The following is a 25,315-nucleotide window of genomic DNA, read 5'->3' on the forward strand; positions in this document are numbered from 1 at the left end:
CCGGCTTGCCGGGGTTTTGTCCGGCTGGAGCCATCATTGCCGAGTGATGGGCCGGGCGCGCGGAGAGGCAGGGCTGCGGCAACAATGTGCCCGGGCGTGGCCCGGCACCGCGGGCGCGGAGCCCGCGGGGTAACCGAATGACCGAGAAGAGATTCACCATGTCCAACCATTGGCTGCTACCAGAAAACATTGCCGACGTGCTGCCGTCGGAAGCGCGCAAGATCGAAGAACTGCGTCGCCGCATGCTGGACCTGTTCCGCACCTACGGCTACGAGCTGGTCATGCCGCCGATGCTGGAATACCTGGAGTCGCTGCTGACCGGCACCGGGCATGACCTGGACCTGCGCACGCTCAAGCTGGTGGACCAGCTGTCGGGCCGCACCATGGGCCTGCGCGCCGATATCACGCCGCAGGTGGCGCGCATCGACGCCCACCTGCTGAACCGGCCAGGCGTGACGCGCCTGTGCTATGCCGGCAACGTGCTGCATGCGCGGCCGGCGGGCTTCCATGCCACGCGCGAGCCGATCCAGATCGGTGCCGAAATCTACGGCCACGCCGGCCTCGAAGCCGACGTCGAGATCCAGGAGCTGATGCTGGCTGCGCTGCAGGCTGCGGGCCTGTCGGAGATCCGCATCGACCTGTGCCACGCCGGCATCCTGGAAGCGCTGCTGGCCGGACTGCCGTCGATCCGCAAGATCGAGGACGCACTCTTTGCTGCGCTCGAGACCAAGGACGTGCCCGCGCTGCGCGAGCTGACCATGGGCATGCCGCAGACCGAACGCGATGCCCTGCTGGCGCTGCCGACACTGTACGGCGGGGTCGAAGTGCTGGACCGCGCCCGCGCCACGCTGCCGGCGAGCCCGGCGATCGGCCGCGCGCTGGACGAACTGGCCGCGCTGGCGGTGCAGGTGCGTGGCGCCAGCGTCAATATCGACCTGTCGGACCTGCGCGGTTACCACTATCACAGCGGTGTGATGTTCGCCGCCTATGTGGCGGGCCTGCCCAACTACGTGGCCCGCGGCGGGCGCTATGACAAGGTGGGCGAAGCCTTCGGCCGCGCCCGCCCGGCGACGGGCTTTTCGCTCGACCTGCGCGAAGTGGCGTCGCTGTCACCGGTGGAAGTGCGCGCCCAGGCGATTTTCGCGCCCTGGGATGCGGATCCGGCACTGCGTGCCGCGATTTCCGCGCTGCGTGCCGCTGGCGAGATCGTGATCCAGTCGTTGCCGGGCCATACTCACGAGCTCGACGAATTCAACTGTGATCGCCAGCTGGTGCGCCAGGATTCCGGCTGGGCCGTGGTGCCGCGCTGACGCCGGGCGAGCAATCCCGCCCAAAAATCGGGAATCGCCCTGCAACAAGAGTAGAATACGTTTTTAACCTATTGACCAAAGCAATATGTCCGCATCCGCAGTAGGCCAGGGACGCAATGTCGTCGTGATCGGCACCCAGTGGGGTGACGAAGGCAAAGGAAAAATCGTCGATTGGCTTACCGACCATGCAAAGGGCGTGGTGCGGTTCCAGGGAGGCCACAACGCTGGCCACACCCTGATCATCGGCGGCAAGAAGACCATTCTCCGCCTGATCCCGTCGGGCATCATGCGCGAAGGCACGATCTGCTACATCGGCAACGGTGTGGTGCTGTCGCCCGAGGCGCTGTTCCGTGAAATCGAAGAACTCGAAGCCGCCGGCCTGCAGGTGCAGAGCCGCCTGCGCATCTCCGAGGCGGCAACGCTGATCCTGCCGTACCACGTTGCCATCGACAAGGCGCGCGAAGCCCGTCGCGGCGCGGCCAAGATCGGCACCACCGGCCGCGGCATCGGCCCGGCATATGAGGACAAGGTTGCCCGCCGCGCGCTGCGTGTGCAGGACCTGTTCGATCCCGAGCAGTTTGCCGAGCGCCTGCGCGAGAACCTGGACTACCACAACTTCATGCTGACCCAGTACCTGGGCGCCGAAGCGGTGGACTTCCAGCAGACGCTGGACGATGCGCTGGCCTTCGCGCCGCGCCTGGCCCCGATGGTGGCCGACGTCTCGGCCGAGCTGTACGCGGTCAACGCCGCCGGTGGCAACCTGATGTTCGAAGGCGCGCAAGGCACGCTGCTCGACGTCGACCACGGCACCTATCCGTTCGTGACCTCGAGCAACTGCGTGGCCGGTGCGGCCGCCGCGGGTGCCGGCGTCGGTCCGGGCCGCCTGAACTACATCCTGGGCATCACCAAGGCCTATTGCACGCGCGTGGGCTCGGGCCCGTTCCCCAGCGAGCTGTACGACAACGACAACCCGCAGCGCCAGGACCAGGTCGGCGTGCGCCTGGCCAACGTCGGCAAGGAATTCGGTTCGGTCACCGGCCGTCCGCGCCGCACCGGCTGGCTCGATGCGGCCGCGCTCAAGCGCTCGGTGCAGATCAACGGCGTGTCGGGTCTGTGCCTGACCAAGCTGGACGTGCTCGATGGCCTGGACAGCATCAAGCTGTGCGTCGGCTACAAGCTCGACGGCACGACTGTCGACATCCTGCCGCGCGGCTCCGACGCCGTGGCGCGCTGCGAGCCGGTCTATGAAGAGTTCCCGGGCTGGAACGAATCGACCTTCGGCGTGAAGTCGTGGGACGCGCTGCCGGAGGCGGCCCGCGTCTACCTGAAGCGCGTGGAAGAAGTGGTGGGCATCCCGATCGACATGATCTCGACCGGCCCGGACCGCGACGAGACCATCCTGCTGCGTCACCCGTACAAGGCCTGACCCGGCAACCAGAAGCATGACGTAGTGCCGCGGCGTCACGAACGCCGCGGCCTGCAACAGACCATCGGCCCGCGCAAGCGGGCCGAGCCTTATTTGCCATCCGGGCCATCCGGGCCAACGGGCCACGAAGATATCTAGAGCAAAACGATGAACCTGCCAACCAACGATGAAGAGAACCTGTGGGTCTCGTGGGACGAATACCACCGCCTGATCGCACGCCTGTCGCTGAACGTGCATGAGTCTGGCTGGAAGTTCGACAAGATCCTGTGCCTGGCGCGCGGCGGCCTGCGCGTGGGCGACCAGATGTCGCGCATCTTCGACGTGCCGCTGGCGATCCTGGCTACCAGCAGCTATCGCGAGGCGGCTGGCACGCAGCAGGGCGACCTGGATATCGCGCAATACATCACAATGACGCGCGGCGAGCTGTCGGGCAAGATCCTGCTGGTCGACGACCTGGTCGATTCGGGCATCACGCTGGAACGCGTGGGCCGCCACCTGAAGGAGCGCTATCCGGCGGTGACCGAGGTGCGCTCGGCGGTGCTGTGGTACAAGGCCTGCTCGAAGATCGAGCCGGACTATCACGTGACCTTCCTGCCGTCGAACCCCTGGATCCACCAGCCGTTCGAAGAGTACGACACGCTGCGTCCCCACAACCTGGGCGCCTGGCTCAAGCGCGGCAAGCGCGCCAGCCTGCTCGACGACGACGCGAGCGCCTGAGCGTCGTCCCGCTTCATCTGTGCCCGCGGCGCCCGCCGCGCGGCACGGGAACCGGTGGCGTCGGTAGCCGGCCGTGCCCGCGGAATGCCGGAATCGCCACTGAAGCTGTTACACTCCTCGGCATTGCCGGACCGATGTGGTTCGGTTGCCGCGCAAGGCAATTGTGCGCGGTTCCAAGGGCGGGAGAAAACCCGTACGCTGATGTATGACACCGCGGCAAGTTGCCGCCAAGCAAGGAGTGGAAGTTGCCGGATCTGGTACGCCAACAAAGCGCCGAAAACAAAAAACCCGCAGGGCTCGAAAGCGCTGCGGGTTTCCCGGTGATCTGGTGCCCAGGAGAGGACTCGAACCTCCACAGTGTTGCCACCGCTAGGACCTGAACCTAGTGCGTCTACCAATTCCGCCACCTGGGCAGGTGTCGAAACAACCGAAGCGCTCATTATAGAGAGCGCGAGAATTTTGTCAAATAGTTTCCAGAAAAAATTGAATCAGAACAACTATCCGATCCCCAGCCGGGAAGAAATCCTGGGCGTGCTGAGAACGTCGGGATCTCCGCAGTCGGCAGGCGATATCGCCAAGGCCCTGTCGGTCACGCGCAAGGAGCATGACGGCTTCCAGAAGCGCCTGGCAGCGATGGAACGCGACGGCCAGATCGAACTGAACCGCAAGGGCCGCTATGAACTGGCCCACCAGCCCAACTTCGTCACCGGCCGCGTGCAGGGCCACCGCGACGGCTTCGGCTTCCTGATCCGCGACGATGGCGAGGACGATATCTTCCTGCCCGAGCGCGAACTGCAGAAGGCCATGCACAACGACCGCGCGCAAGTGCGCGTGGTGGGCTACGACCGCCGCGGCCGGCCCGAGGGCCAGATCGTCGAGATCATCGAGCGCGCCAACCGCTACGTGATCGGGCGGCTACTCAGCGAGGGCGGCGTGCTGGTGGTCGCACCGGAAGACAAGCGCATCAGCCAGGACATCCTGATTCCGCCCAAGGCGCAGGGTAAGGCCCGCGTGGGGCAGGTGGTCAGCGTCGAGCTGATCGAATATCCCGACCGCTATGTGCAGCCGGTGGGCCGCGTGGTGGAGATCCTCGGCGAGATCGACGATCCCGGCATGGAGATCGAGATCGCGGTGCGCAAGTATGGCGTGCCGCATGCCTTCTCGCCGACCGCGGCCAAGGAAGCCGCCGCGTTGCCGGACGAAGTACGCCAGGCCGACCTGGACCACCGCATCGACCTGCGTGACATTCCGCTGGTGACCATCGACGGCGAAGACGCGCGCGACTTTGACGACGCGGTCTACTGCGAGCCGGTCAAGATCGGCCGTGCCAAGGGCTGGCGCCTGATCGTGGCGATCGCCGATGTGTCGCACTACGTGCGCCCCGGCACGCCGCTGGATGCCGATGCGCTGGACCGCGCCACCTCGGTCTACTTCCCCCGCCGCGTGATTCCGATGCTGCCGGAGAAGCTGTCCAACGGGCTGTGCTCGCTCAATCCCAACGTCGACCGGCTGTGCATGGTCTGCGATGCGGTGCTCACGGCCAAGGGCGAACTCAAGGGCTACCAGTTCTATCCCGCGGTGATGCACTCGACCGCGCGCCTGACCTACAACGAGGTCTGGTCGGTCCTGTCCAACACCAAGGGTCCCGAGGCGCACAAGCGCGCCGAACTGGTGCCGCACCTGCAGAACCTGTACGAGCTGTTCCAGGTCCTGCTGAAGGCGCGGCGCGAGCGCGGCGCGATCGACTTCGACACCACCGAGACCTATATCGTCTGCAATGCGCAGGGCAAGATCGAACAGATCCTGCCGCGCACCCGCAACGATGCGCACCGGCTGATCGAGGAATGCATGCTGACCGCCAACGTGTGCGCGGCGGATTTCCTCGAGCGCTTCAAGCACCCGGCGCTGTACCGCATCCACGCCGGCCCCAGCGAAGAGAAGCTGAAGAACCTGCGCGAGTTCCTGAAGACCGCCGGCCTGTCGCTGGGCGGCGGCGACAAGCCGCAGGCGTCCGACTATGCCGAGGTGATGGACAAGATCAAGTCCCGCCCCGATGCGCCGATGCTGCAGACCATGCTGCTGCGCTCGATGCAGCAGGCGGTGTACAGCCCAGACAATATCGGCCACTTCGGCCTGGCGTACGGGGCCTACGCGCACTTCACCAGCCCGATCCGCCGCTATCCCGACCTGCTGGTGCACCGCGCGATCAAGGCGGTGCTGGCGCATACCAAGTACCGGCCGGCGTTTGCCCACGGCACCGAGCTGAATACCGCGATCTCGCCTAAGGCGCGCCGCCTGCAGGCCAAGGACGCCGAGCAGAAGGCGGAGCTCGCCGCGGCGCGCGCCAAGCGCAACGAGGCGATCTGGGACGAGCTCGGCCTGCATTGCTCGGCCAACGAGCGCCGTGCCGACGAGGCTTCGCGCGATGTCGAGGCCTGGCTCAAGTGCTACTTCATGCGCGACAAGCTGGGCAGCGATTTTGCCGGCACCGTCAGCGCCGTGACGTCGTTCGGCATCTTCGTGCAGCTCGACGAGCTGTATGTCGAAGGGCTGGTGCACGTGACCGAACTGGGCAGCGATTACTTCCAGTACGACGAGGCGCGCAACGAACTGCGCGGCGAGCGCACCGGCATCCGCTATCGCCTGACCGACCGCGTGCGCGTGCAGGTCTCTCGTGTGGACCTCGATGCTCGCAAGATCGACTTCCGCCTGGTGCAGGAACCGTCGGCCAAGACCTTGCGTGCGCGCGCAACCGGTGCCGACACCCAGCCGCGCGTCCCGGCCGCCCATGCGGTGCCGGCGCGCAAGAAGGGGCGCCAGCTGGCGGCGCTGCTGGGCGGTTCGTCCAAGCCGGAAGAGTCGTTCGACGAGACGCTCGACCGCGTGATCGAGGAGCAGCCGGTGTTCGAAGCGGTGATCACTCCGCTCAAGCCGCACGTCAGGACCGGCGGCAAGCCGGCCAAGCGCGCGGCCAAGCCCAAGCCCGCGCACCTGGAGAAGCCGCGCAAGCCGGCGTCGAAGTCGCGTCCCGCCAAGACGGCCGGCAAGTCTGCCGCCAAGCGCACCCCGCGCAAGCGTTAAGGCGAGCCAGGACGATTAAAGGCGCAAGTCAGGGCCAACCGCCGTCCCCGCCCGCGCGGGGACGGCGCACGGGCGAGTACAATCGCGCCCATGGCTAAACAAAAACTCCTGATCGGCTTCCACGCCGTGACCGCGCGCCTGCGGCAAGATCCCAAGGGCGTGTCGGATATCTACATCGAATCCGCCCGCCGCGACCGGCGCATGCAAGACTTCGTCCGCCTGGCCGAAAGCCTGGGCGTGCGCTTGCACCCCGTCGATGCCGAGCGCCTGCGCGGCATGGCCGGCACCGACCGGCACCAGGGCGTGGTGGCGCGCGCCGAGGACGTCGCGCTGGCACTGAACCTGGACGAACTGCTGGATGGCATCGAAGGCACGCCTCTGCTGCTGGTGCTCGACGGCGTCACCGACCCGCACAACCTTGGCGCCTGCCTGCGCGTGGCCGACGGCGCCGGCGCGCACGCGGTGATCGCGCCCAAGGACCGCAGCGTCGGACTCAATGCAACCGTGGCCAAGGTGGCCAGCGGCGCGGCCGAGACCGTGCCGTATATCACCGTGACCAACCTCGCGCGCACGCTGCGCGAGCTGCAGGAGCGCGGCATCTGGGTGATCGGCACCGCCGACGGTACCGAGAAATCCCTCTACGACATCGACTTCAAGGGCCCGACCGCGATCGTGATGGGCGCCGAAGGCGAGGGCATGCGCCGGCTGACGCGCGAGACCTGCGATGAACTGGTCGGCATCCCGATGGCCGGCGGCGTCGAGAGCCTCAACGTCTCGGTGGCCAGCGGCGTCTGCCTGTACGAAGCGGTGCGCCAGCGGCGCCTGCCGCGCTGAAGCCATGGTGGCCGATCCGCTACGTTCCACCTCTGAGCCCTGGCCGGGGATGGAAGAGGCGCGTCGGCTGATCGCGCAGGCGCGCCGCATCTTCGTGCTGACCGGTGCCGGCATTTCGGCCGAGTCGGGCGTGCCGACCTTCCGCGAAGCGATGACTGGCCTGTGGGAACGGTTCAATCCGGAGGAGCTCGCCAGCGAAGAGGCTTACCGGCGCCAGCCCGAACTGGTGTGGGAGTGGTATCTGCACCGGCGCGCGCTCGTGGCGGCCGCGCATCCCAATCCGGCGCACCACGCGCTGGTGGCGCTGGCCGCGCAGAAGACCGTCACGCTGGTGACGCAGAACGTCGACGGCCTGCACCAGCGTGCCGGCAGCCAGCATGTGATCGAACTGCATGGCAACCTGTTTGCCAACAAATGGCTGGACGGGTGCGGGCGCTGCGAGGAAGCCAGCGCGTTGCCCGGCATGCCGCCGCGCTGCCATTTGTGCGGGGCACTGATGCGCCCGGGCGTGGTGTGGTTCGGCGAAGACCTGCCGCGCGTGGCGCGCTTTCGCGCCGAGCATGCGGCGGAGACTTCGGACCTGTGCCTGGTGGTGGGGACGTCGGGACTGGTTTATCCGGCTGCCGCGCTGCCGGGGCTGGCGAAGGAGCACGGCGCGCCCGTCATCGTGATCAACCCGCTGCCGTCCGCGCTGGACCAGACCGCGGACCTGGTGGTGCCGGCAGCGGCAGGCGCCTTGCTGCCGCTGCTGTGGCCGCAACCGGGGGTGGAGCCGGACTGAGCCGGCCCCGCCGGCTTATTTGGCAATCTCGCCGATCAGCTTTTCCAGCTTGACTGCATCCGCCGCGAACAGGCGGATGCCTTCGGCCAGCTTCTCGGTGGCCATTGCGTCTTCATTCAGCTGCCAGCGGAACGACGGCTCGTCCGCCGTGATGCGGGCGATATTGGCGGCCTGGGCCTGGTCGACCGACAGCTTGCGCTCTGGCGCACCCTGGCCGGCGGCCAGCTGCTCCAGCAGTTCCGGGCTGATGGTCAGCAGGTCGCAGCCGGCCAGCGACAGGATCTGCGCGGTGCTGCGGAAGCTCGCGCCCATCACCTCGGTCGGGTAGCCGAACTTCTTGTAGTAGTCATAGATCTGGCGCACCGAGCGCACGCCGGGATCGTTGTCGCCGCCGTTGGCGACCGGGTCCCACTGCTCGCCGGCCTGCTTCTTGTACCAGTCGAAGATGCGGCCGACGAAGGGCGAGATCAGCTGTGCGCCGGCCTCGGCGCAGGCCACCGCCTGCACCAGCGAGAACAGCAGCGTCATGTTGCAGCGGATGCCGTCGCGCTGCAGGATCTCGGCCGCGCGGATGCCTTCCCAGGTCGAGGCGATCTTGATCAGCACGCGCTCGCGCGCGATGCCGCGCTGCTCGTACAGCTGGATCAGGTGGCGGGCCTTGTTGACGGTGGCGGTGGTGTCAAAGGACAGGCGCGCGTCGACTTCGGTCGAGACGCGGCCCGGCACGATCGCCAGGATCTCGCAGCCGAAGGCGATCAGCACTTCGTCCATCACCGCATCGACGCCGCCGTTGCCATGGTGATCCTGCACCGCCTTTTCCAGCAAGTGCCGGTATTCGGGCTTCTGCACGGCCTTCAGGATCAGCGAGGGGTTCGTGGTCGCGTCCTGCGGGGTGTATTGCTTCATCAGCTGGAAGTCGCCGGTGTCGGCCACTACCGTGGTGAACTGCCTGAGTTGTTCGAGCTGGTTCATGTCGCTTAGTCGTTGGCGCTGAATTGGCGCTGAATTGGCGCTGAATTGGCGCTGAATCGTTGGCGATTCGGTTTGCGGTGGCAGGGCGGCAAGCACCGGCCCCGGCCAATCCATTGTACCGCCGGTGACGGGGGATGCCGCTCAATCCGCTACACTATGCGTTTCCTCCACCGCAATCTGGCTGTTGTCATGACTCAGGATGAACTCAAGGCGTTGGTGGCGCAGGCCGCCGCCGACTATGTGAAGCAGGAAGTTCCCGAAGGTGCCGTGCTGGGCGTGGGCACCGGCTCCACCGCGAACCTCTTCATTGATGCCGTGGCGGCGTTCAAGGAGCGCTTCGCGGGTGCCGTGTCGAGCTCCGAGGCTTCCACGCGCCGCCTGCAGCAGCACGGGTTCAAGGTGCTCGACCTGAACGAGGTCGACGAGATCCCCGTGTACGTCGACGGCGCCGACGAGATCGATGCCAGCGGCGCCATGATCAAGGGCGGGGGCGGCGCGCTGACGCGCGAGAAGATCGTTGCCTCGGTGGCGAAGCGCTTTGTCTGCATCGCCGACGGCAGCAAGCTGGTCGGCACCATGGGAGCCTTCCCGCTGCCGGTCGAGGTGATTCCGATGGCACGTGCGGCAGTCGCGCGCAAGCTGCAGGCGCTGGGCGGCCAGCCGAAGCTGCGCATGACCAAGGAAGGCGGCATCTACAAGACCGACAACGGCAATGTGATTCTGGACGTCGCCGGCCTGAAGATCGACGATCCGCGCGGGCTGGAGCAGACCGTCAACCAGGTGCCGGGCGTGGTCACCGTGGGCCTGTTCGCGCTGCGTGGCGCGGACGTGCTGCTGCTTGGCACCGGCGACGGTGTGCAGCGCACGGACTACTGATCCGGCTGGCCGGCCCGTCAGCGGCCAGACGACAAAGGGGCGCCTCGGGCACCCCTTTGTCGTCTGATGCGGTCCGGAATCAGGACTGCGGCGGCACGTAGCCCTGGGCCTGATCGGCGCCTTCGCCGAAGAAGTACTTTTCGGTCTGCTTGATCAGGTACTGGCGCGCACGCGTGTCGGCCATATTCAGGCGGTTCTCGTTGATCAGCATGGTCTGGTGCTTGAGCCAGCCGGCCCACGCTTCCTTCGACACGCTCTGCCAGATCTTCTTGCCCAGCTCGCCGGGCAGCGGCGGGAAGTCGAGGCCTTCGGCTTCCTTGTTCAGCTTGATGCAATGGACCATGCGGGCCATGGGGGACTCCTTGTACGTTCGTTAGACTGGGCTCAGGGCGCTGGCGCTATTGTAGCCAAGCAGGGCGGCTGGCCGCGGCGCGGCGGCCATTGACCCTACGCCGTCACAGTTTTTTCATCAGCACCATCGACTTGCGCTGCCAGTTATAGAGCTTGCGCTTGTCTTCTGGCAGGTCGTCCACATTGGCGTGGACGAAGCCGCGCTTGAGGAACCAGTGCTCGGTGCGCGTGGTGAGCACGAACAGGCGCTCCAGGCCGAGCGCGCGGGCGCGGCGCTCGATGCGCTTGAGCAGGCGCTCGCCGTCGCCTGTGCCCTGGGCTTCAGCGGAGACCGTCAGGCAAGCCATCTCGCCCATGTTCTCGCGCGGGTAGTCATAGAGCGCGGCGCAGCCGAACAGCACGCCATCGTGCTCGATCACCGAGAAATTGGCGATATCGCGCTCGATCAGGTGGCGTCCGCGCGGCACCAGGGTGCCGTCCGCTTCCAGCGGCGCGATCAGCTGCAGGATGCCGCCGACGTCGTCCAGCGTGGCTTCGCGCAGGCTTTCGAGGTCGGTATCGGACAGCATGGTGCCGACGCCATCGTGCAGGAACAGTTCCAGCAGTACCGACCCGTCCAGCGCGTAGGGGATCAGGTGCGCGCGCGGCACGCCGCCCTTGAGCGCCTTGACCAGGTGGCGCAGGTAGTCGGCCACGTCGTGCGGCAGGTGGTTGTTCTGCAGGCGCTCCACGGCCGTGCGCAGCGACATTTCCGGCATCAGCTTGCCGACCGGGTCGGGCACGCCCGGCACCTCGGTGATAAAGATCAGCTTGTCGGCCTTGAGCGCGGTGGCGGTGGCGCTGGCCACGTCCTCCATCGACAGGTTGAAGGCCTGGCCGGTCGGCGAGAAGCCCAGCGGCGACAGCAGCACCACCTTGCCGTGCGACAGCGACATGCGCACCGACTCGGCGTCGATCTTGCGCACCAGCCCGGTGTGCTGGTAGTCGGTGCCGTTGACGATGCCGACCGGGCGCGCGGTGACGAAGTTGCCGGAAATCACCGACAGCTGCGCACCGGCCATCGGCGTATTGGGCAGGCCCTGGCTGAAGGCGGCCTCGATGTCAAGGCGCAGTTCGCCGGCGGCTTCCTTGGCGCATTCGAGCGCGGCGTTGTCGGTGATGCGCACGCCGTCGACGAATTGAGACTCGACATGGCGCAGTGCCAGTTGCTCTTCCACCTGCGGGCGCGAGCCGTGCACCAGCACGATCTGCATGCCCATCGCGTGCAGCAGCGCGACGTCGTTGACCAGCGCGTTGAGCACGCCCGACTTGACCAGTTCGCCCGCGAATGCGATCACGAAGGTCTTGCCGCGGAAGGCATGGATATACGGCGCCACCATGCGCAGCCAGTCGACGAACTGCTGGTGATCGGGGCCGCCGCGTTCGATGGCGTCCGCCGGCGCCGGTGCGGTGGCGGGCGTGGTGGAAGTCGGGGCGGGCGGGGGGAGTTCGGCCGTGGCGGGCGGCTCCGCCGCCATAGCGGCTGCCGTGTCGGAAGGGGTCGCCGGCTGCGGCGTATCGGTTCTGGCGTTCATCCCGCGGATTATAATCCCGGCCAATGTCAGAACAACGCCCCTTCAAGGCTGTAAAGCCCGCCAGGCCAGGTCAACCCGCCGCCCCGCAGACGCCGGCCGGTGCCGGCCAGTCCACGCCATCCAATCCGTCCCGGCCGCCTAAAGGGCAGACCGCGGGCCAGACCGCGGGGCAGACCCGAGGGCAGGCCCAGCGCCCGGTCCGGCCGCCGGCCGGACGCCCGGACCCCGCTGCCGCCCGTCCGGCCGACGCATCCGGCCAGCGCCAGCCGCGAGGCTTGCGCCAGGAGCGCGCGCCGCGTGCGCCACAGCCACCGCGCGCGGTCAACCCGCTGCCGCCGATCACGTTCCCCGAGGCCCTGCCGGTCTCAGCCCGCCGCGACGAGATCGCCGCGGCGCTGCTGGCCAACCAGGTCGTGATCGTGTCGGGCGAGACCGGCTCGGGCAAGACCACGCAGCTGCCCAAGATCTGCCTGTCTATCGGGCGCGGGCCGGGGCGCGAGGGCGGGGGGCTGATCGGCCACACCCAGCCGCGCCGCATCGCCGCCACCTCCACCGCCAAGCGCATCGCGCAGGAGCTGGGGTCGCCGGTGGGCGAGCATGTCGGCTACCAGGTGCGCTTCAACGACACCATGTCGGCGGGCGCGTCGGTCAAGCTGATGACCGACGGCATCCTGCTGGCCGAGACGCAGAACGACCCGCTGCTGCGCGCCTACGACACCCTCATCATCGACGAGGCGCACGAGCGCAGCCTGAACATCGACTTCCTGATCGGCTACCTGCGCCAGATCCTGCCGAAGCGGCCTGACCTGAAGGTGATCATCACCTCGGCCACCATCGATGCGCAGCGCTTTGCCGAGCATTTCACGCTCAACGGCAAGCCCGCGCCGGTGATCGAGGTCAGCGGCCGGCTGTACCCCGTGGAAGTGCGCTACCGCCCGGTTACCGACGACGCGCCGCCGGGCGCCGCGCCGCGCAGCGCGCAGGCGCGCGAACGCGACCTGTACGACGGCATCGTCGATGCCGTCGATGAGCTGTGCCGCGTCGGCCCGGGCGACGTGCTGGTGTTCCTGCCGGGCGAGCGCGAGATCCGCGAGGCCGCCGAGGCGCTGCGCAAGCACCATCCGCCGCATACCGAGATCCTGCCGCTGTTCGCGCGGCTGTCGGTGCAGGAGCAGGAGCGGGTGTTCAAGCCGTCCAACACGCGCCGCATCGTGCTGGCGACCAACGTCGCCGAAACTTCGCTGACGGTGCCGGGCATCCGCTACGTGGTCGATACCGGGATGGCGCGCGTCAAGCGCTATTCGTACCGCAACAAGGTCGAACAGCTGCAGGTCGAGTCGATCTCGCAGGCCGCCGCCAACCAGCGCGCCGGCCGTTGCGGCCGCGTGGCCAACGGCGTGTGCATCCGGCTGTACGAAGAGTCGGATTTCACCGGTCGCCCGCGCTTTACCGATCCGGAAATCCTGCGCTCGTCGCTGGCGGCGGTGATCCTGCGCATGAAGGCGCTGCGGCTGACCGATATCGAGTCGTTCCCGTTTATCGAACCGCCGCTGGGCCGCGCGGTCGCCGACGGCTACCAGCTGCTGCAGGAGCTGGGCGCGGTCGACGACGGCAACCAGCTCACGCCGACGGGGCGGCAGCTGGCCAAGCTGCCGCTGGACCCGCGCGTGGGCCGCATGATCCTGGCCGCGCGCGAGCACCAGTGCCTGCGCGAGGTGCTGATCATCGCCAGCGCGCTGTCGGTGCAGGACCCGCGCGACCGCCCGCAGGAGGCGCAGGAAGCCGCCGACCAGGCGCACCGCAAGTTCATGGACGAGAGGTCCGAGTTCCTGGGCTGGGTCAAGCTGTGGAAGTGGTTCGAGGAGGCGGTCACGCACAAGAAGTCGAACCGCCAGCTGCAGGACCAGTGCCGCGCCAGCTTCCTGTCGCACCTGCGCCTGCGCGAATGGCGCGACGTGCATTCGCAGCTGCTGACCACGGTGACCGAGCAGGGCTGGCGCCTGAACGAAAGCGAGCCGACCTACGAGCAGGTGCACAAGGCGCTGCTGACTGGCCTGCTCGGCAACGTCGGCGTGCGTATCGAGGACGGCGACGGCAAGGGCCGCGAGTACCTGGGCGCGCGTGGCATCAAGTTCCACCTGTGGCCGGGCTCGCTGATCGCGCGCAAGGTCGGCCGCTGGATCGTGGCGGCCGAGCTGGTCGAGACCAGCCGCCTGTTCGCGCGCACGCTGGCGCGGATCGAGCCGGAATGGCTGGAGCAGATCGGCGGCCACCTGCTCAAGGTGAGCTGGAGCGATCCGCACTGGGAAAAGAAGGCCGGCCAGGTGTTGGCGCTGGAACGGGCCACGCTGTACGGCCTGGTGGTCTACCAGCACCGCCGCGTCCACTACGGGCCGATGAACCCGCAGGAAGCGCGCGAGCTCTTTATCCGCCGCGCGCTGGTCGAGGGCGAATTCGATACGCGCCTGCCGTTCTTCGCGCACAACCAGCGCTTGGTGCGGGAGATCGAAAACCTGGAGCACAAGTCGCGCCGGCAGGACGTGCTGGTCGACGACGAGCTGATCTACGCCTTCTACGATCGCGCCATCCCGGCGGAGATCAACCAGCAGACCACCTTCGAACAGTGGTACCAGGCCGAAAGCGCCAAGGACCGCAAGCTGCTCTACCTCAACCGCGACGAGCTGATGCGGCACGAGGCGGCCGGCATCACCACCGACCTGTTTCCCAAGACCATGAACGTGGCTGGGGTGGACATGGGGCTGACGTACCACTTCGAGCCCGGCAGCCACCGCGACGGCGTGACGCTGACCGTGCCGTTGTACGCGCTCAACCAGGTGCGGCAGGAGCGTGCCGACTGGCTGGTCCCCGGCATGATCAAGGAAAAGGTCCACCTGCTGCTGAAGTCGCTGCCGCAGAAGCTGCGCCGCCATTGCGTTCCATTGCCGGACTTTGCCGCCGGCTTTGTCTCGCGCCAGCGGTTCGGCGAGGGCGAGCTGCTGGACGTGCTGATCGCCGATATCCGCGGCGAGACCGGCACCATGGTCAAGCGCGCCGACTTCAAGCTGGAAACGCTGCCGGCACACCATGCGATGAACTTCAAGGTCATCGACGAGCACGGCCGCCAGCTCGACATGGGCCGCAACCTGGCGCAACTGCGCGCCGAGCTGGGCGGCCAGGCGCAGCAGTCGTTCCAGCGCGTTGCAGCGCAGGCGGCCGCGCAAGCCGGCTCGCCCGACCAGGCCGCGCAGCTGCCGGCGGCCGAGCCCGGCCAGTACGAGAACCTGACCGGCTGGACCTTCGGCGAGCTGCCCGAGCTGCTGGAGATCCGCAAGGGCAGCCAGACGCTGTTCGGCTACCCGGCGCTGGTCGACCGCGGCACGCACTGCGACGTCGAGGTCTTCGACGATCCGCAGGAAGCCGCGCGCATCCACCACCTGGGGCTGCGCCGGCTGTTCGCGCTGCAACTGCGCGAGCAGGTCAAGTTCATCGAGAAGAACATCCCCGGGCTGCAGCAGATGGCGATGCAGTACATGACGCTGGGTACGCAGGAAATGCTGCGCGACCAGATCGTGATGCTGGCGCTGGAACGCGCCTGCATGCAGTCGCCGCTGCCGCGCAACGAGGCAGAGTTCAACGCCCGCAAGGACGAGGGCCGCACGCGGCTGTCGCTGCTGGCGCAGGAGATCGCACGGCTTGCCGGCGCGATCCTTGCCGAATACGCCGGGCTGCCGCGCAAGCTGCTGCAGGCCAAGCCGTTCGCCGCCGCCTACGCCGACATGGAAGCGCAGCTCGGCCGGCTGGTGGGCAAGCGCTTTATCGATGAGACGCCGTACACGCAACTGGTCCACTTCCCGCGCTACCTGAAGGGCATCGCCATGCGCATCGACAAGCTCAAGGGCGATCCGGCGCGCGATACCCAGCGCATTCAGGAGATGGCGCCGCTGCTGCAGCAATGGCAGCGCGCCGAAAAGCAACTGCGCACGCAAGGCCGTGGCGGCGAGGACGCGCGGCTGGAAGAGTTCCGCTGGATGCTGGAGGAGCTGCGCATCGCGCTGTTCGCGCAGGAGCTGCGCACGCCGGTGCCAATGTCGGTGAAGCGGCTGCAGAAGGTTTGGGAATCGATGCAGCGCTGAGGCTCGGGCGCCGGTACGGCCGCAAATGGTCGTGCCGGCGCAACAATCTGCCAAATTCTTGTTCGCCGTCAGCCGCGACGTCAGCGGAATTAGCCGCCCAAACGTTAGAATCGCCGATTCAGTTCTTCTTGTAGCGGGCCTTATGTTTGCATTGCGTCGGTTGGTGGCTGGTGGGATCACGGTGGGCGCGCTCGCGCTGGGCCTGATGGCCGCGCCGGCATCGGCGGAAGTGGTGGTGATCCTCAATTCGGGTGATGCAACCGTCACGCTGATCGACAAGGATACGCAGAAGGTGCTGGAGACCTTTCCGATCGGCAAGGAGCCGCACCACCTGATCGCGACGCCCGATGAAAAGTCGCTGATCGTCGCCAACGCGGTCGGCAATGACCTGGTGTTCCTGGACCCGGCGACCGGCAAGGTGCAGCAGCGTGTTCCCAATATCGACGACCCCTACCAGATCGGCTTTTCGCCCGACCAGAAGTGGTTTGTCGCCACCGGCAACCGGCTCGACCGGGTCGATGTCTACCGCTGGGACGGCAAGGCGCTGAAGCTGGCCAAGCAATACCCGCTGGCCAAGACGCCAAGCCATATCGCCTTTACCGCCGACAGCCGCATCGCCTTTATCACGCTGCAGGACTCGAATGAAGTCGTGGCGATCGACCTGATCACGCAGAACGTGTTGTGGCGCATGGAGGCCGGCTCCGCGCCGGCCGGCATCTGGCTGACGCCGGACCAGAAATACCTGCTGGTCGGCATGACCGGTGCGGACTATATTGCCGTGATCGACTGGCGCACCCGCACCGTGGTCAAGCAGATCCAGACCGGCAAGGGCGCGCATAACTTCCGCGCGGTGGGCGACAAGCGCCACCTGTTCCTGAGCAATCGCGTGACCGGAAGCATCAGCATCATCGACCAGCAGACGCTGGCCAAGATCGGCGACATCACGGGTCTGCCACCCGGGCCGGACGACATGGAGCTGACCGCCGACGGCAAGACCTTGTGGGTGACGTTCCGCTGGGCGCGCTCGGTCGGGCTGATCGACGTGCCGAGCCGCAAGCTGGTCAAGACCGTGCGCGTCGGCCGCTCGCCGCACGGCATCTACTTCCGCACGCGCGCGCCGCTGTACTAGACGGGGCGGGGCAGGATCATGCGCGATACCAGGGCTTCGCGTTTCGGACGGTTCGGACGCCTGGGACGATTCAGACGATTCGGCAGGATGCTGGCCGGGCTCGCGCTTGCCTGCGCCTTGCCCTCTGCGCTGCATGCGGCGGATGCAACCGGGGCCGCGGCAAAAGCCTGCCCGGCCGGCACGCTCTACCTGACCTTCGATACCGGCAGCATGAGCCAGGCCCAGCTGATCGCCGACGCGCTGCGCCGCCACAGGATCCGCGCGACCTTCTTCCTGGCCAATGAACCCACGGTGCGGCAGGACAGCTCGCTCGACCCGTCATGGGCGCCGTACTGGAAGGCGTTGGCCGCTGATGGCCATGCCTTCGGCACGCATACCTTCGACCATGTTTACCTGCGCGGCGTGCGTGCGGGCCAGGTGACCATGCGGCCGCAGTTCGGCGCGCAGGCCGGCAAGGACACGGTGATGGATGCTGCCGGCTTCTGCCGCGAACTGCGCCGCAGCGCCGACGCCTTCCGTGACATGACCGGTGCCGAGATGATGCCGATCTGGCGCGCCCCGGGCGGCCGCACCGCGCCGCAGACGCTGCAATGGGCCGAGCAGTGCGGCTTCCGCCATGTCGGCTGGGCGCCGGCCGGCTTCCTGGGCGATGAGCTGGCGTCGGACCGCTACCCGAATGCCATGCTGCTCGAGCGCGCGCTCGACAGGCTGCGCGATGGCGACATCACCATGGCGCACCTGGGCATCTGGTCGCGCAAGGACCCGTGGGCGCCGGGCGTGCTGGAGCCGCTGCTGTCCGGGCTGGAGCGCAAGGGCTTCTGCTTCGCGACGCTGCGCGAGCACCCGGCCTACCGCGACTGGATCGCCCGGCATGCCATCGGAGAACAGGAGGGCAGGCGGTAATGTGGGAGTCGCTCAACGGCTGGATCGGACAGGTCGAAGGCGCGTTGTTCCAGGACGTGGTGCTGCCGGTGGTCTATGACCTCGGGTTTGGCCGCTATGCCGAAGAGGCCTTCACCGGCACCGAGTGGCTGCTGGTGGGGCTGGTGCAGATCGCGGCGATGTTCCTGATCCTGGGCCCGCTGGAAAAATGGCGTCCGGTCGAGCCGGTGGCCGACCGCGCGGCGATCCGCACCGACATGCTGTACACGGCGATCCACCGCCTCGGGCTGTTCCGCCTCGCCATGTTCTTCCTGCTGGCGCCGCTGACGGATTCGCTCGAAGGGCATCTGCGCCTGATGGGCTGGCACCGGGTCAATGTCGAGGACTGGTGGCCGGGCGTGACCTCGGTGCCGCTGGTCAGCTTCTTCGTCTACCTGCTGCTGTTCGACCTGCTCGACTACTGGTACCACCGCCTGTCGCATACGTTCCGCTGGTGGTGGCATTTGCATGCGGTGCACCACAGCCAGCGCCAGATGACGCTGTGGAGCGACAACCGCAACCACCTGCTGGACGACATGCTGCGCGACCTGGTGTTTGCGCTGGTGGCACTGGGCGTGGGTGTCGAGCCGTCGCAGTATGTGCTGCTGGTGGCGCTGTCGCAGCTGCTGCAGAGCCTGCAGCATGCCAATGTGCGGCTGCATTTCGGCGCCATCGGCGAACGCCTGCTGATCTCGCCGCGCTTCCACCGCACCCACCATGCCGTGGGCATCGGCCATGAAGCCGACGGCGCCCCGGCACGGCTGGGCGGCTGCAACTACGGCGTGATCTTTCCCTGGTGGGACATGCTGTTCGGCACCGCGGTCTTCACCGAGACCTATCACCCCACCGGTATCCGCGACCAGCTGCCGCCGCCGCTGGGCAAGGGCCACGACTACGGGGCTGGCTTCCTCGCCCACCAGTGGTACGGCATCAAGCGCCTGCTGCGGCTGCGCTGAAGCGATCCTCTACTGCCGGCGCGGCAGTCCGCGTGGCCGCGGCAAGTGGCGTATGCTAGTGTTCCGGTTTGCCGCCGGCCCCGGCGCCGGCTCGAATGCCGGCTCGAATGTCGGCTGTTTCCGCCTTCCACTGCATAATCGCCGAATTCACGCTCGGCCCCACGCTGCATGAACGATATCTTCCGCTCGTTTGGCCGCGCGCTCGTCAGCCAGCTGCATCCCCGCATGCTGCTGCTGACCGTGCTGCCTTTCGTCCTGGCCACGCTCTTCTGGGGCGGGCTGCTCTGGTGGGGCTGGGATCCCATCATGACCGCCACGCGCGGTTTTCTCGAAACCTCGGTGCTGACCAGCTGGATCTACAGCGCACTGGACTGGCTCAGCCTGCAATCGATGCGGGCCGTGGTGGCGCCGCTGTTCGTCGCCGCGCTGGTGGTGCCGCTGGTGATCGCATCGATGCTGATGTTTATCGGCGTGTTCTCGGTGCCAGCCGTGGTGCGCCACCTCGAGCGCAGCTACCCGGACTTGTCCAAGGCCCACGGCGGCAGCGTGCTCGGCAGCGTGTTCCAGTCCCTGGGCAGCACCGTCGTGTTCCTGTTGCTGGTGCTGGTGACGCTGCCGCTATGGCTGGTGCCGCCGTTCTTCGCGCTGATCCCGCCGGTGCTGTGGGGCTGGCTGACCTACCGGGTGATGACCTATGACGCGCTGTCCGACCACGCCAGCGCGGAAGAGCGCAAGACGCTGATGCGGCGCCATCGCACGCCGCTGCTGGTGATCGGCGTGGCGGTGGGTCTGCTGGGCTCGGCGCCGACACTGCTGTGGGTGTCGTCCGCGGCGGTGATCTTCCTGTTCCCGTTCGTGCTGGCGGGCACGCTGTGGCTGTACGTGCTGATCTTTATCTTTTCGGCGCTGTGGTTCGGCCACTTCTGCCTGCGCGCGCTGGCGCAGCTGCGCGCCGAACGTGCTGCAGATCGCGCACCGCCGCCGGCACAGCAGCCGACCGGTCCGTCCGCGGGCGGCGACATCATCGACCTGGCGCCCTCCGACGTGCGGCGCATCGAACATTCCTGAAGCGAGGGCAACATGGGTTTCGGCCTGATCATCATCGGCGACGAGATTCTGTCGGGGCGGCGCGAAGACAAGCATCTGCGCCGCACCATCGAACTGCTGGGCGCGCGCGGCCTGGCGCTGGACTGGGCGCAGTATGTCGGCGACGACCGCGGCCGCATCACCGCCACGCTCAAGCGCACCTTCGCCGGCACTGACGTGGTGTTCTGCACCGGCGGCATCGGCGCAACGCCTGACGACCATACGCGCCAGTGCGCTGCCGCGGCGCTGGGCGTGCCGCTGCAGCTGCATCCCGAGGCGCGCGAGCAGATCGCGCTGCGCATTGCGGAGACCGCAGGCGGCGATCCCGTCAAGGCCGACCTGAGCCAGCCGGAAAACCAGCACCGGTTCAAGATGGGCGAGTTTCCCGAAGGCGCGCGCATCATCCCCAACAGCTACAACCGCATCCCGGGCTTCTCCGTGGGACATCACCACTTCATGCCCGGCTTCCCGGTGATGGCATGGCCGATGATGGAGTGGGTGCTCGACCATGAGTACGCGCACCTGTTCCACCAGGTGCAGCACCAGGAACGCGCCTTCTATGTGTTCGAGGCGCCCGAGTCCACGCTGACCCCGCTGATGGAGACAGTAGAAGCCGCCTTTGCCGGCATCCGCGTGTTCAGCCTGCCTTCGGTCGGCGACGTGCAGCGCGGCGACCGCTTCGCACGCCGGCACATCGACCTGGGCGTCAAGGGGCCGGCCGACCTGGTGCCGCCCGCCTATGCCATGCTGCTGGACGGGGTGCGCGCGATGGGGTTTGAAGTCGTCGAGCAGCCGGCGCGGGAATCGGCGCAGGCCTGAGCGTTCGCAATAGCGGACCAACAAAAAGGGGGGGGGGCAGCCTACGCTGCCCCTTTCGTCATTCCGGCGCGGCGGCGCTCAGGCGCCGTGCCACGGCAGGCCGCGCACGCACCAGCCTTCGACCGTCTTGCGGTGGTGATGCTCGTCGCGATTGCCCTCGAAGCCTTCCAGCACGTCCATGGCGAAGTGGTAGCCGGCTTCGGTCGCCACGCGCGCGGCATGCTTGGAGCGCGCCGCGCTGCGGCACAGGAACAGCGCCGGCACGTCGGCCGGCACGCGCGCCTTCAGTTCCTCGATGAAGCGGGCGTTCTGCGCGCCGCCCGGGTACGCCATCCATTCGACATGGGCGAACTGCGCGTCGGGCACATCGACGCCGCCGACCCAGTCCAGCTCGGCCTGCGTGCGCACGTCGACCAGCACCGCCGCGGGATCGTTCTGCAGGAGGGCATAGGCTTCCTGCGGCGACAGCGCGCCGAAGTACGGGAGCTGGTTCTGTTGCTGGCGCTGCTGGGCGGCCTGGAGAAGATCGTCTCGGGTGGTCATCTGCGTGACAAATGAAATGGATGAAATTGAGGGCGCGAAGGCCGTAACCCGGTATTCTATAGCGCCGCGGCAACCCGGCGGCCGTAACACGCACCGCGCTGGCTGGATGGCATCACGACCGGGCACGCAATGACCGATTTTGGTGCCACCGCACTAATGCGGTGCGATTACTTGCTCATTGCACCATTGTGGTGTTTTATTGGTGGGCGGAACCCGAGTGTGCATGTCGATGGTGCGCCACCCCGGCGCTTTCTGGCACGGCACTCCGGATCGCGCCTACCCCGCGACGGTGCGCGGTTCGCCGGAGTTGCACATTTTTCGGGCCGGGAAAAGCAGTGGGGCGTTTGCTTGGCATGCTTTCTGCTAACATTCCCCCGTCCTTTCGTGGCGAGGTCGGCAAGCGCGGCGACATGCAGCGGCGCCGCCGGCGACAGGCCCAAGAATTGGCTTTCACAGACATTTGCCGAATACCCAGGAGATTGGCATGGCCCACAGCGTTGCAGACGTGATGAAGCTGGTGAAGGAAAACGACGTCAAGTTCGTCGACTTCCGTTTCACCGATACCAAAGGCAAGGAGCAACACGTGTCCGTGCCCGTGTCGCACTTCGATGAAGACAAGTTCGAAAGCGGCCACGCTTTCGACGGCTCGTCGATCGCCGGCTGGAAGGGTATCGAGGCTTCGGACATGCTGCTGATGCCGGATTCGAACACGGCTCACATCGACCCGTTCTATGAAGAGCCGACGCTGGTGCTGTCGTGCGACGTGATCGAGCCGTCGGATGGCAAGGGCTATGACCGCGACCCGCGTTCGATCGCCAAGCGCGCCGAAGCCTACCTGAAGAGCACCGGCCTGGGCGACACCGCCTTCTTCGGTCCGGAACCCGAGTTCTTCATCTTCGACGGTGTGACCTGGAACGTCGACATGCAAGGCTGCTTCGTGAAGATCCATTCCGAGGAAGCCCCGTGGTCGTCGGGCAAGGAGTTCGAGCACGGCAACTCCGGCCACCGTCCGGGCAAGAAGGGCGGCTACTTCCCGGTCGCCCCGATCGACACGTTCCAGGACATGCGTTCGGAAATGTGCCTGATCCTGGAATCGCTGGGCATCCCCGTTGAAGTCCACCACCACGAAGTGGCTGGCCAGGGCCAGAACGAAATCGGCACCAGGTTCAGCACGCTGGTGCAGCGCGCCGACTGGACCCAGCTGCAGAAGTACGTGATCCAGAACGTCGCTCACACCTACGGCAAGACCGCCACGTTCATGCCGAAGCCGGTCGTCGGCGACAACGGCTCGGGCATGCACGTGCACCAGTCCGTGTGGAAGGACGGCCAGAACCTGTTCGCCGGCAACGGCTACGCCGGCCTGTCGGAATTCGCGCTGTACTACATCGGCGGCATCATCAAGCACGCCCGCGCGCTGAACGCCATCACCAACCCGGGCACGAACTCGTACAAGCGCCTGGTGCCGGGCTTCGAAGCCCCGGTCAAGCTGGCCTACTCGGCCCGCAACCGTTCGGCTTCGATCCGTATCCCGTATGTGGCCAACCCGAAGGGCCGCCGCATCGAGACCCGCTTCCCGGATCCGCTGATGAACCCGTACCTGGGCTTCTCGGCGCTGCTGATGGCCGGCCTGGACGGCGTGATGAACAAGATCCACCCGGGCGAAGCCGCCGACAAGAACCTGTACGACCTGCCGCCGGAAGAGGATGCAAAGATCCCGACCGTCTGCTCGAGCCTGGACCAGTCGCTGGAGTACCTGGACAACGACCGCGAGTTCCTGACCCGCGGCGGCGTGTTCTCGAACTCGATGATCGATGCGTACATCGAACTGAAGATGGAAGAAGTCACGCGTTTCCGCATGACCACGCACCCGGTCGAGTTCGAGATGTACTACTCGCTGTAAGCGGCCCTTGCCCGGGAATGACGCAGGTTGTGACCGGGCAACAGTTGCACCAGAAAGGGGCGGCTTCGGCTGTCCCTTTTTGCTTTGCTCGCTAGAATGGGGAATCCGATCCCATCCCGATCCATCCCTGTTCACACCTAACGCCATGTCCATGGACGCTTCTTCGCGCAAGGCCAGCCGGGCCGCGTCGCCGCACCAATTTCGTGTTCGATTCCCTGTTCTGGTGAGTGCCGTGGCATTGACACTGGGTGCCTGGGCCGGGCTGTCGCAGGCGCAGTCGTCTTCCGACGTCTACGTTTGCACCGGACCCAACGGCGTACCCGAGTATCGCAACGGCAGCGCCGGCAAGGGATGCAAGAAGCTGAGCCTGCCCGATGTGGTGACCGTGCCGGGCGGGCGAAGCGCGCCGGCGCCGGCGGCGGCCAAGGGCGGTGCTGCCACGGCCGGCAACGCCAGCTTCCCGCGCGTGGACAGTGCCACGCAGCGCAGCCGCGACAGCGAGCGCCGTACCGTGCTCACGCAGGAACTGCAGAGCGAAGAGGCCAAGCTGCAGACGCTGCGCGCCGAATACAACAACGGCCAGCCCGAGCGCCAGGGCAATGAGCGCAACTATCAGAAATACCTGGATCGCACCGCGGCGCTGCGCGACGACATCGCGCGCAGCGAGGCCAACGCGGCATCGCTGCGGCGCGAGCTTGGCAACCTGAAGGACTAAGTCTTATGCGTCGCCTGATTCGAGGTGTGTCGCGCAAGGTCGGTGGTGCCGACAGCGCCCGTGGCGAGACCGCCGCGCCGGACCTCGTGCAATCGGGCGGCAGCGCCCAGGTGTTGCCCATGGGCGTGGTGGCCTTCCATGCCGGCCTCGACGTGGTGGCCAACCCGGTGCTGCTGGTGCGGCAGCCCGGCCTGCGCGTGGTCTACGCCAACCCCGCCGCCGAGGCGACCTTCGGCGTGTCGCGCCGGGGCATGGTGGAGCTGTCGCTGCCGGACCTGTTCGGCCACTCGGACGAGCTGCACAGCATGCTCGACACCGTGGTCGCGCGCCAGTTCGACGTGCGCCGGCAGGACCTGGTGCTGCACCCGCCGCTGCAGGAACCCATCCATGTGCACGTAGTGATCGCCGCATTGGAAGCGTCCGGCGACACCGTGGTGGTGGAAATCCTCCCCAACGAGCAGAAGGTGCGCAGCGACCGCGAGGAGCGCATCCTCGACCTGACCTCGGCCAACAAGGAACTGATCCGCAACCTGGCGCACGAGATCAAGAACCCGCTTGGCGGCATCCGCGGCGCCGCGCAGCTGCTGGAGTTCGAGCTGCCGGAGCGCTCGCTGCGCGAATACACGCAGGTCATCATCAAGGAGTCGGACCGGCTGCAGACGCTGGTGGACCGGCTGCTGGAGCCGCACCGCCATCCGCATATCGTATCGAGCCTGAATATCCACGAGGTGCTGGAGCGCGTGCGCTCGGTGGTGCTGGCCGAATTCCCGAACGGGCTCGATATCGTGCGCGACTACGATGCCAGCCTGCCCGAGCTGCAGGGCGACATGGAGCAGCTGATCCAGGCGGTGCTCAACATCGTGCACAACGCCGCGCAGGCGCTGGCCGACCGCATTGCGCGCGGCGATGCGCAGATCGTGCTGCGCACGCGCGTGGCGCGCCAGGTCACCATCGCCAAGCGCCTGTTCAAGCTGGCATTGGACTTGCATGTGATCGACAACGGCCCGGGAATCCCCGAAGACATTCGCGAGCGCATTTTCTATCCGCTGGTATCGGGTAGGGATGGCGGCAGCGGTCTCGGTCTCACACTCGCTCAAACCTTCGTGCAGCAGCACGAGGGCTTGATCGAATGCGAGAGCCGGCCGGGCTGTACCGACTTCCGCATCCTGCTGCCGTTGCACTAGCTGTCCG

General features: G+C 67.0%; 20 protein-coding genes and 1 tRNA gene. 16 read left to right on the forward strand and 5 right to left on the reverse strand.

Going from position 1 to position 25,315, the window contains the following annotated elements:
* Positions 1 to 158: 158 nt before the first annotated feature.
* The 3 genes from IPF36_RS05220 to IPF36_RS05230 all read left to right on the forward strand — a co-directional run bounded on the left by IPF36_RS05220 (position 159) and on the right by IPF36_RS05230 (position 3,453).
* Complete coding sequence (locus tag IPF36_RS05220; protein WP_195427481.1) at positions 159 to 1,310, forward strand: ATP phosphoribosyltransferase regulatory subunit; 1,152 nt, start codon at positions 159 to 161, stop codon at positions 1,308 to 1,310.
* An 85-nt stretch (positions 1,311 to 1,395) separates the two neighbouring features.
* Positions 1,396 to 2,736, forward strand: coding sequence for an adenylosuccinate synthase (locus tag IPF36_RS05225; RefSeq protein WP_135705503.1), 1,341 nt, complete (start codon positions 1,396 to 1,398; stop codon positions 2,734 to 2,736).
* Between the two features lie 147 nt (positions 2,737 to 2,883).
* The gene (locus IPF36_RS05230; protein ID WP_029046156.1) at positions 2,884 to 3,453 is read left to right on the forward strand and encodes a phosphoribosyltransferase; all 570 of its coding nucleotides are present in this window, start codon (positions 2,884 to 2,886) and stop codon (positions 3,451 to 3,453) included.
* A 326-nt stretch (positions 3,454 to 3,779) separates the two neighbouring features.
* Here the strand turns inward: IPF36_RS05230 and IPF36_RS05235 are convergent.
* A tRNA-Leu gene (locus tag IPF36_RS05235) sits at positions 3,780 to 3,866 on the reverse strand.
* Positions 3,867 to 3,936: 70 nt separating this feature from the next.
* On the opposite strand from IPF36_RS05235, the gene rnr reads away from it, so the two are divergent.
* The 3 genes from rnr (at position 3,937) to IPF36_RS05250 (ending at position 8,149) form a co-directional block, all read left to right on the forward strand.
* The gene (gene rnr / locus IPF36_RS05240; RefSeq protein WP_195427482.1) at positions 3,937 to 6,534 is read left to right on the forward strand and encodes a ribonuclease R; all 2,598 of its coding nucleotides are present in this window, start codon (positions 3,937 to 3,939) and stop codon (positions 6,532 to 6,534) included.
* A 90-nt stretch (positions 6,535 to 6,624) separates the two neighbouring features.
* Positions 6,625 to 7,368 carry a 23S rRNA (guanosine(2251)-2'-O)-methyltransferase RlmB gene (gene rlmB / locus IPF36_RS05245; RefSeq protein WP_012353149.1) on the forward strand — a complete coding sequence of 248 codons (744 nt, stop codon included), beginning with the start codon at positions 6,625 to 6,627 and terminating at the stop codon, positions 7,366 to 7,368.
* A gap of 49 nt (positions 7,369 to 7,417) precedes the next feature.
* Positions 7,418 to 8,149, forward strand: coding sequence for an NAD-dependent deacylase (locus IPF36_RS05250; protein ID WP_255519686.1), 732 nt, complete (start codon positions 7,418 to 7,420; stop codon positions 8,147 to 8,149).
* Positions 8,150 to 8,164: 15 nt separating this feature from the next.
* Here IPF36_RS05250 and tal read toward each other — a convergent pair whose 3' ends face one another.
* Entirely contained in the window at positions 8,165 to 9,121 is a 957-nt protein-coding gene (gene tal, locus IPF36_RS05255) for a transaldolase (RefSeq protein ID WP_133096519.1), read from the reverse strand.
* Between the two features lie 189 nt (positions 9,122 to 9,310).
* Between tal and rpiA the strand changes: the two genes are divergently transcribed.
* Complete coding sequence (gene rpiA, locus IPF36_RS05260) at positions 9,311 to 9,997, forward strand: ribose-5-phosphate isomerase RpiA (RefSeq protein WP_029046162.1); 687 nt, start codon at positions 9,311 to 9,313, stop codon at positions 9,995 to 9,997.
* Between the two features lie 79 nt (positions 9,998 to 10,076).
* On the opposite strand, the gene IPF36_RS05265 is transcribed toward rpiA, so the two are convergent.
* Positions 10,077 to 10,349, reverse strand: a complete 273-nt coding sequence (locus tag IPF36_RS05265) for an oxidative damage protection protein (protein ID WP_029046163.1) — start codon at positions 10,347 to 10,349, stop codon at positions 10,077 to 10,079.
* A gap of 103 nt (positions 10,350 to 10,452) precedes the next feature.
* Positions 10,453 to 11,922: an amino-acid N-acetyltransferase gene (argA, locus tag IPF36_RS05270; protein ID WP_195427484.1), complete on the reverse strand. Its 1,470-nt coding sequence runs from the start codon at positions 11,920 to 11,922 to the stop codon at positions 10,453 to 10,455.
* Between the two features lie 23 nt (positions 11,923 to 11,945).
* On the opposite strand from argA, the gene hrpA reads away from it, so the two are divergent.
* The 6 genes from hrpA to IPF36_RS05300 all read left to right on the forward strand — a co-directional run bounded on the left by hrpA (position 11,946) and on the right by IPF36_RS05300 (position 20,966).
* The gene (gene hrpA, locus IPF36_RS05275) at positions 11,946 to 16,055 is read left to right on the forward strand and encodes an ATP-dependent RNA helicase HrpA (RefSeq protein ID WP_195427485.1); all 4,110 of its coding nucleotides are present in this window, start codon (positions 11,946 to 11,948) and stop codon (positions 16,053 to 16,055) included.
* Between the two features lie 142 nt (positions 16,056 to 16,197).
* On the forward strand, positions 16,198 to 17,184 hold the full coding sequence (locus IPF36_RS05280; protein WP_133096516.1) for a beta-propeller fold lactonase family protein: 987 nt from the start codon (positions 16,198 to 16,200) through the stop codon (positions 17,182 to 17,184).
* An 87-nt stretch (positions 17,185 to 17,271) separates the two neighbouring features.
* The gene (locus IPF36_RS05285; protein WP_255519687.1) at positions 17,272 to 18,087 is read left to right on the forward strand and encodes a polysaccharide deacetylase family protein; all 816 of its coding nucleotides are present in this window, start codon (positions 17,272 to 17,274) and stop codon (positions 18,085 to 18,087) included.
* Positions 18,087 to 19,061 carry a sterol desaturase family protein gene (locus IPF36_RS05290; protein WP_195427487.1) on the forward strand — a complete coding sequence of 325 codons (975 nt, stop codon included), beginning with the start codon at positions 18,087 to 18,089 and terminating at the stop codon, positions 19,059 to 19,061. Before IPF36_RS05285 ends, IPF36_RS05290 begins: the two co-directional genes overlap by 1 nt.
* A gap of 168 nt (positions 19,062 to 19,229) precedes the next feature.
* Entirely contained in the window at positions 19,230 to 20,129 is a 900-nt protein-coding gene (locus IPF36_RS05295) for an EI24 domain-containing protein (RefSeq protein WP_135705496.1), read from the forward strand.
* 12 nt (positions 20,130 to 20,141) lie between these two features.
* Positions 20,142 to 20,966 (forward strand): molybdopterin-binding protein, encoded by an 825-nt coding sequence (locus tag IPF36_RS05300; protein WP_135705495.1) that lies wholly within the window; start codon positions 20,142 to 20,144, stop codon positions 20,964 to 20,966.
* 78 nt (positions 20,967 to 21,044) lie between these two features.
* Here the strand turns inward: IPF36_RS05300 and IPF36_RS05305 are convergent, their stop codons facing one another.
* Entirely contained in the window at positions 21,045 to 21,509 is a 465-nt protein-coding gene (locus IPF36_RS05305) for a rhodanese-like domain-containing protein (protein ID WP_195427488.1), read from the reverse strand.
* 484 nt (positions 21,510 to 21,993) lie between these two features.
* On the opposite strand from IPF36_RS05305, the gene IPF36_RS05310 reads away from it, so the two are divergent.
* The 3 genes from IPF36_RS05310 to glnL all read left to right on the forward strand — a co-directional run bounded on the left by IPF36_RS05310 (position 21,994) and on the right by glnL (position 25,308).
* A complete protein-coding gene (locus tag IPF36_RS05310; protein WP_195427489.1) occupies positions 21,994 to 23,409 on the forward strand; it encodes a 3-hydroxylaminophenol mutase in 1,416 nt (471 codons plus the stop codon).
* A 151-nt stretch (positions 23,410 to 23,560) separates the two neighbouring features.
* Positions 23,561 to 24,124, forward strand: coding sequence for a DUF4124 domain-containing protein (locus IPF36_RS05315; RefSeq protein WP_135705494.1), 564 nt, complete (start codon positions 23,561 to 23,563; stop codon positions 24,122 to 24,124).
* Positions 24,125 to 24,129: 5 nt separating this feature from the next.
* Complete coding sequence (glnL, locus tag IPF36_RS05320) at positions 24,130 to 25,308, forward strand: nitrogen regulation protein NR(II) (RefSeq protein WP_195427490.1); 1,179 nt, start codon at positions 24,130 to 24,132, stop codon at positions 25,306 to 25,308.
* Positions 25,309 to 25,315: the final 7 nt, after the last annotated feature.

It is taken from the genome of Cupriavidus sp. IK-TO18 (genome assembly GCF_015549295.1).
GTDB lineage: Bacteria > Pseudomonadota > Gammaproteobacteria > Burkholderiales > Burkholderiaceae > Cupriavidus > Cupriavidus oxalaticus_A.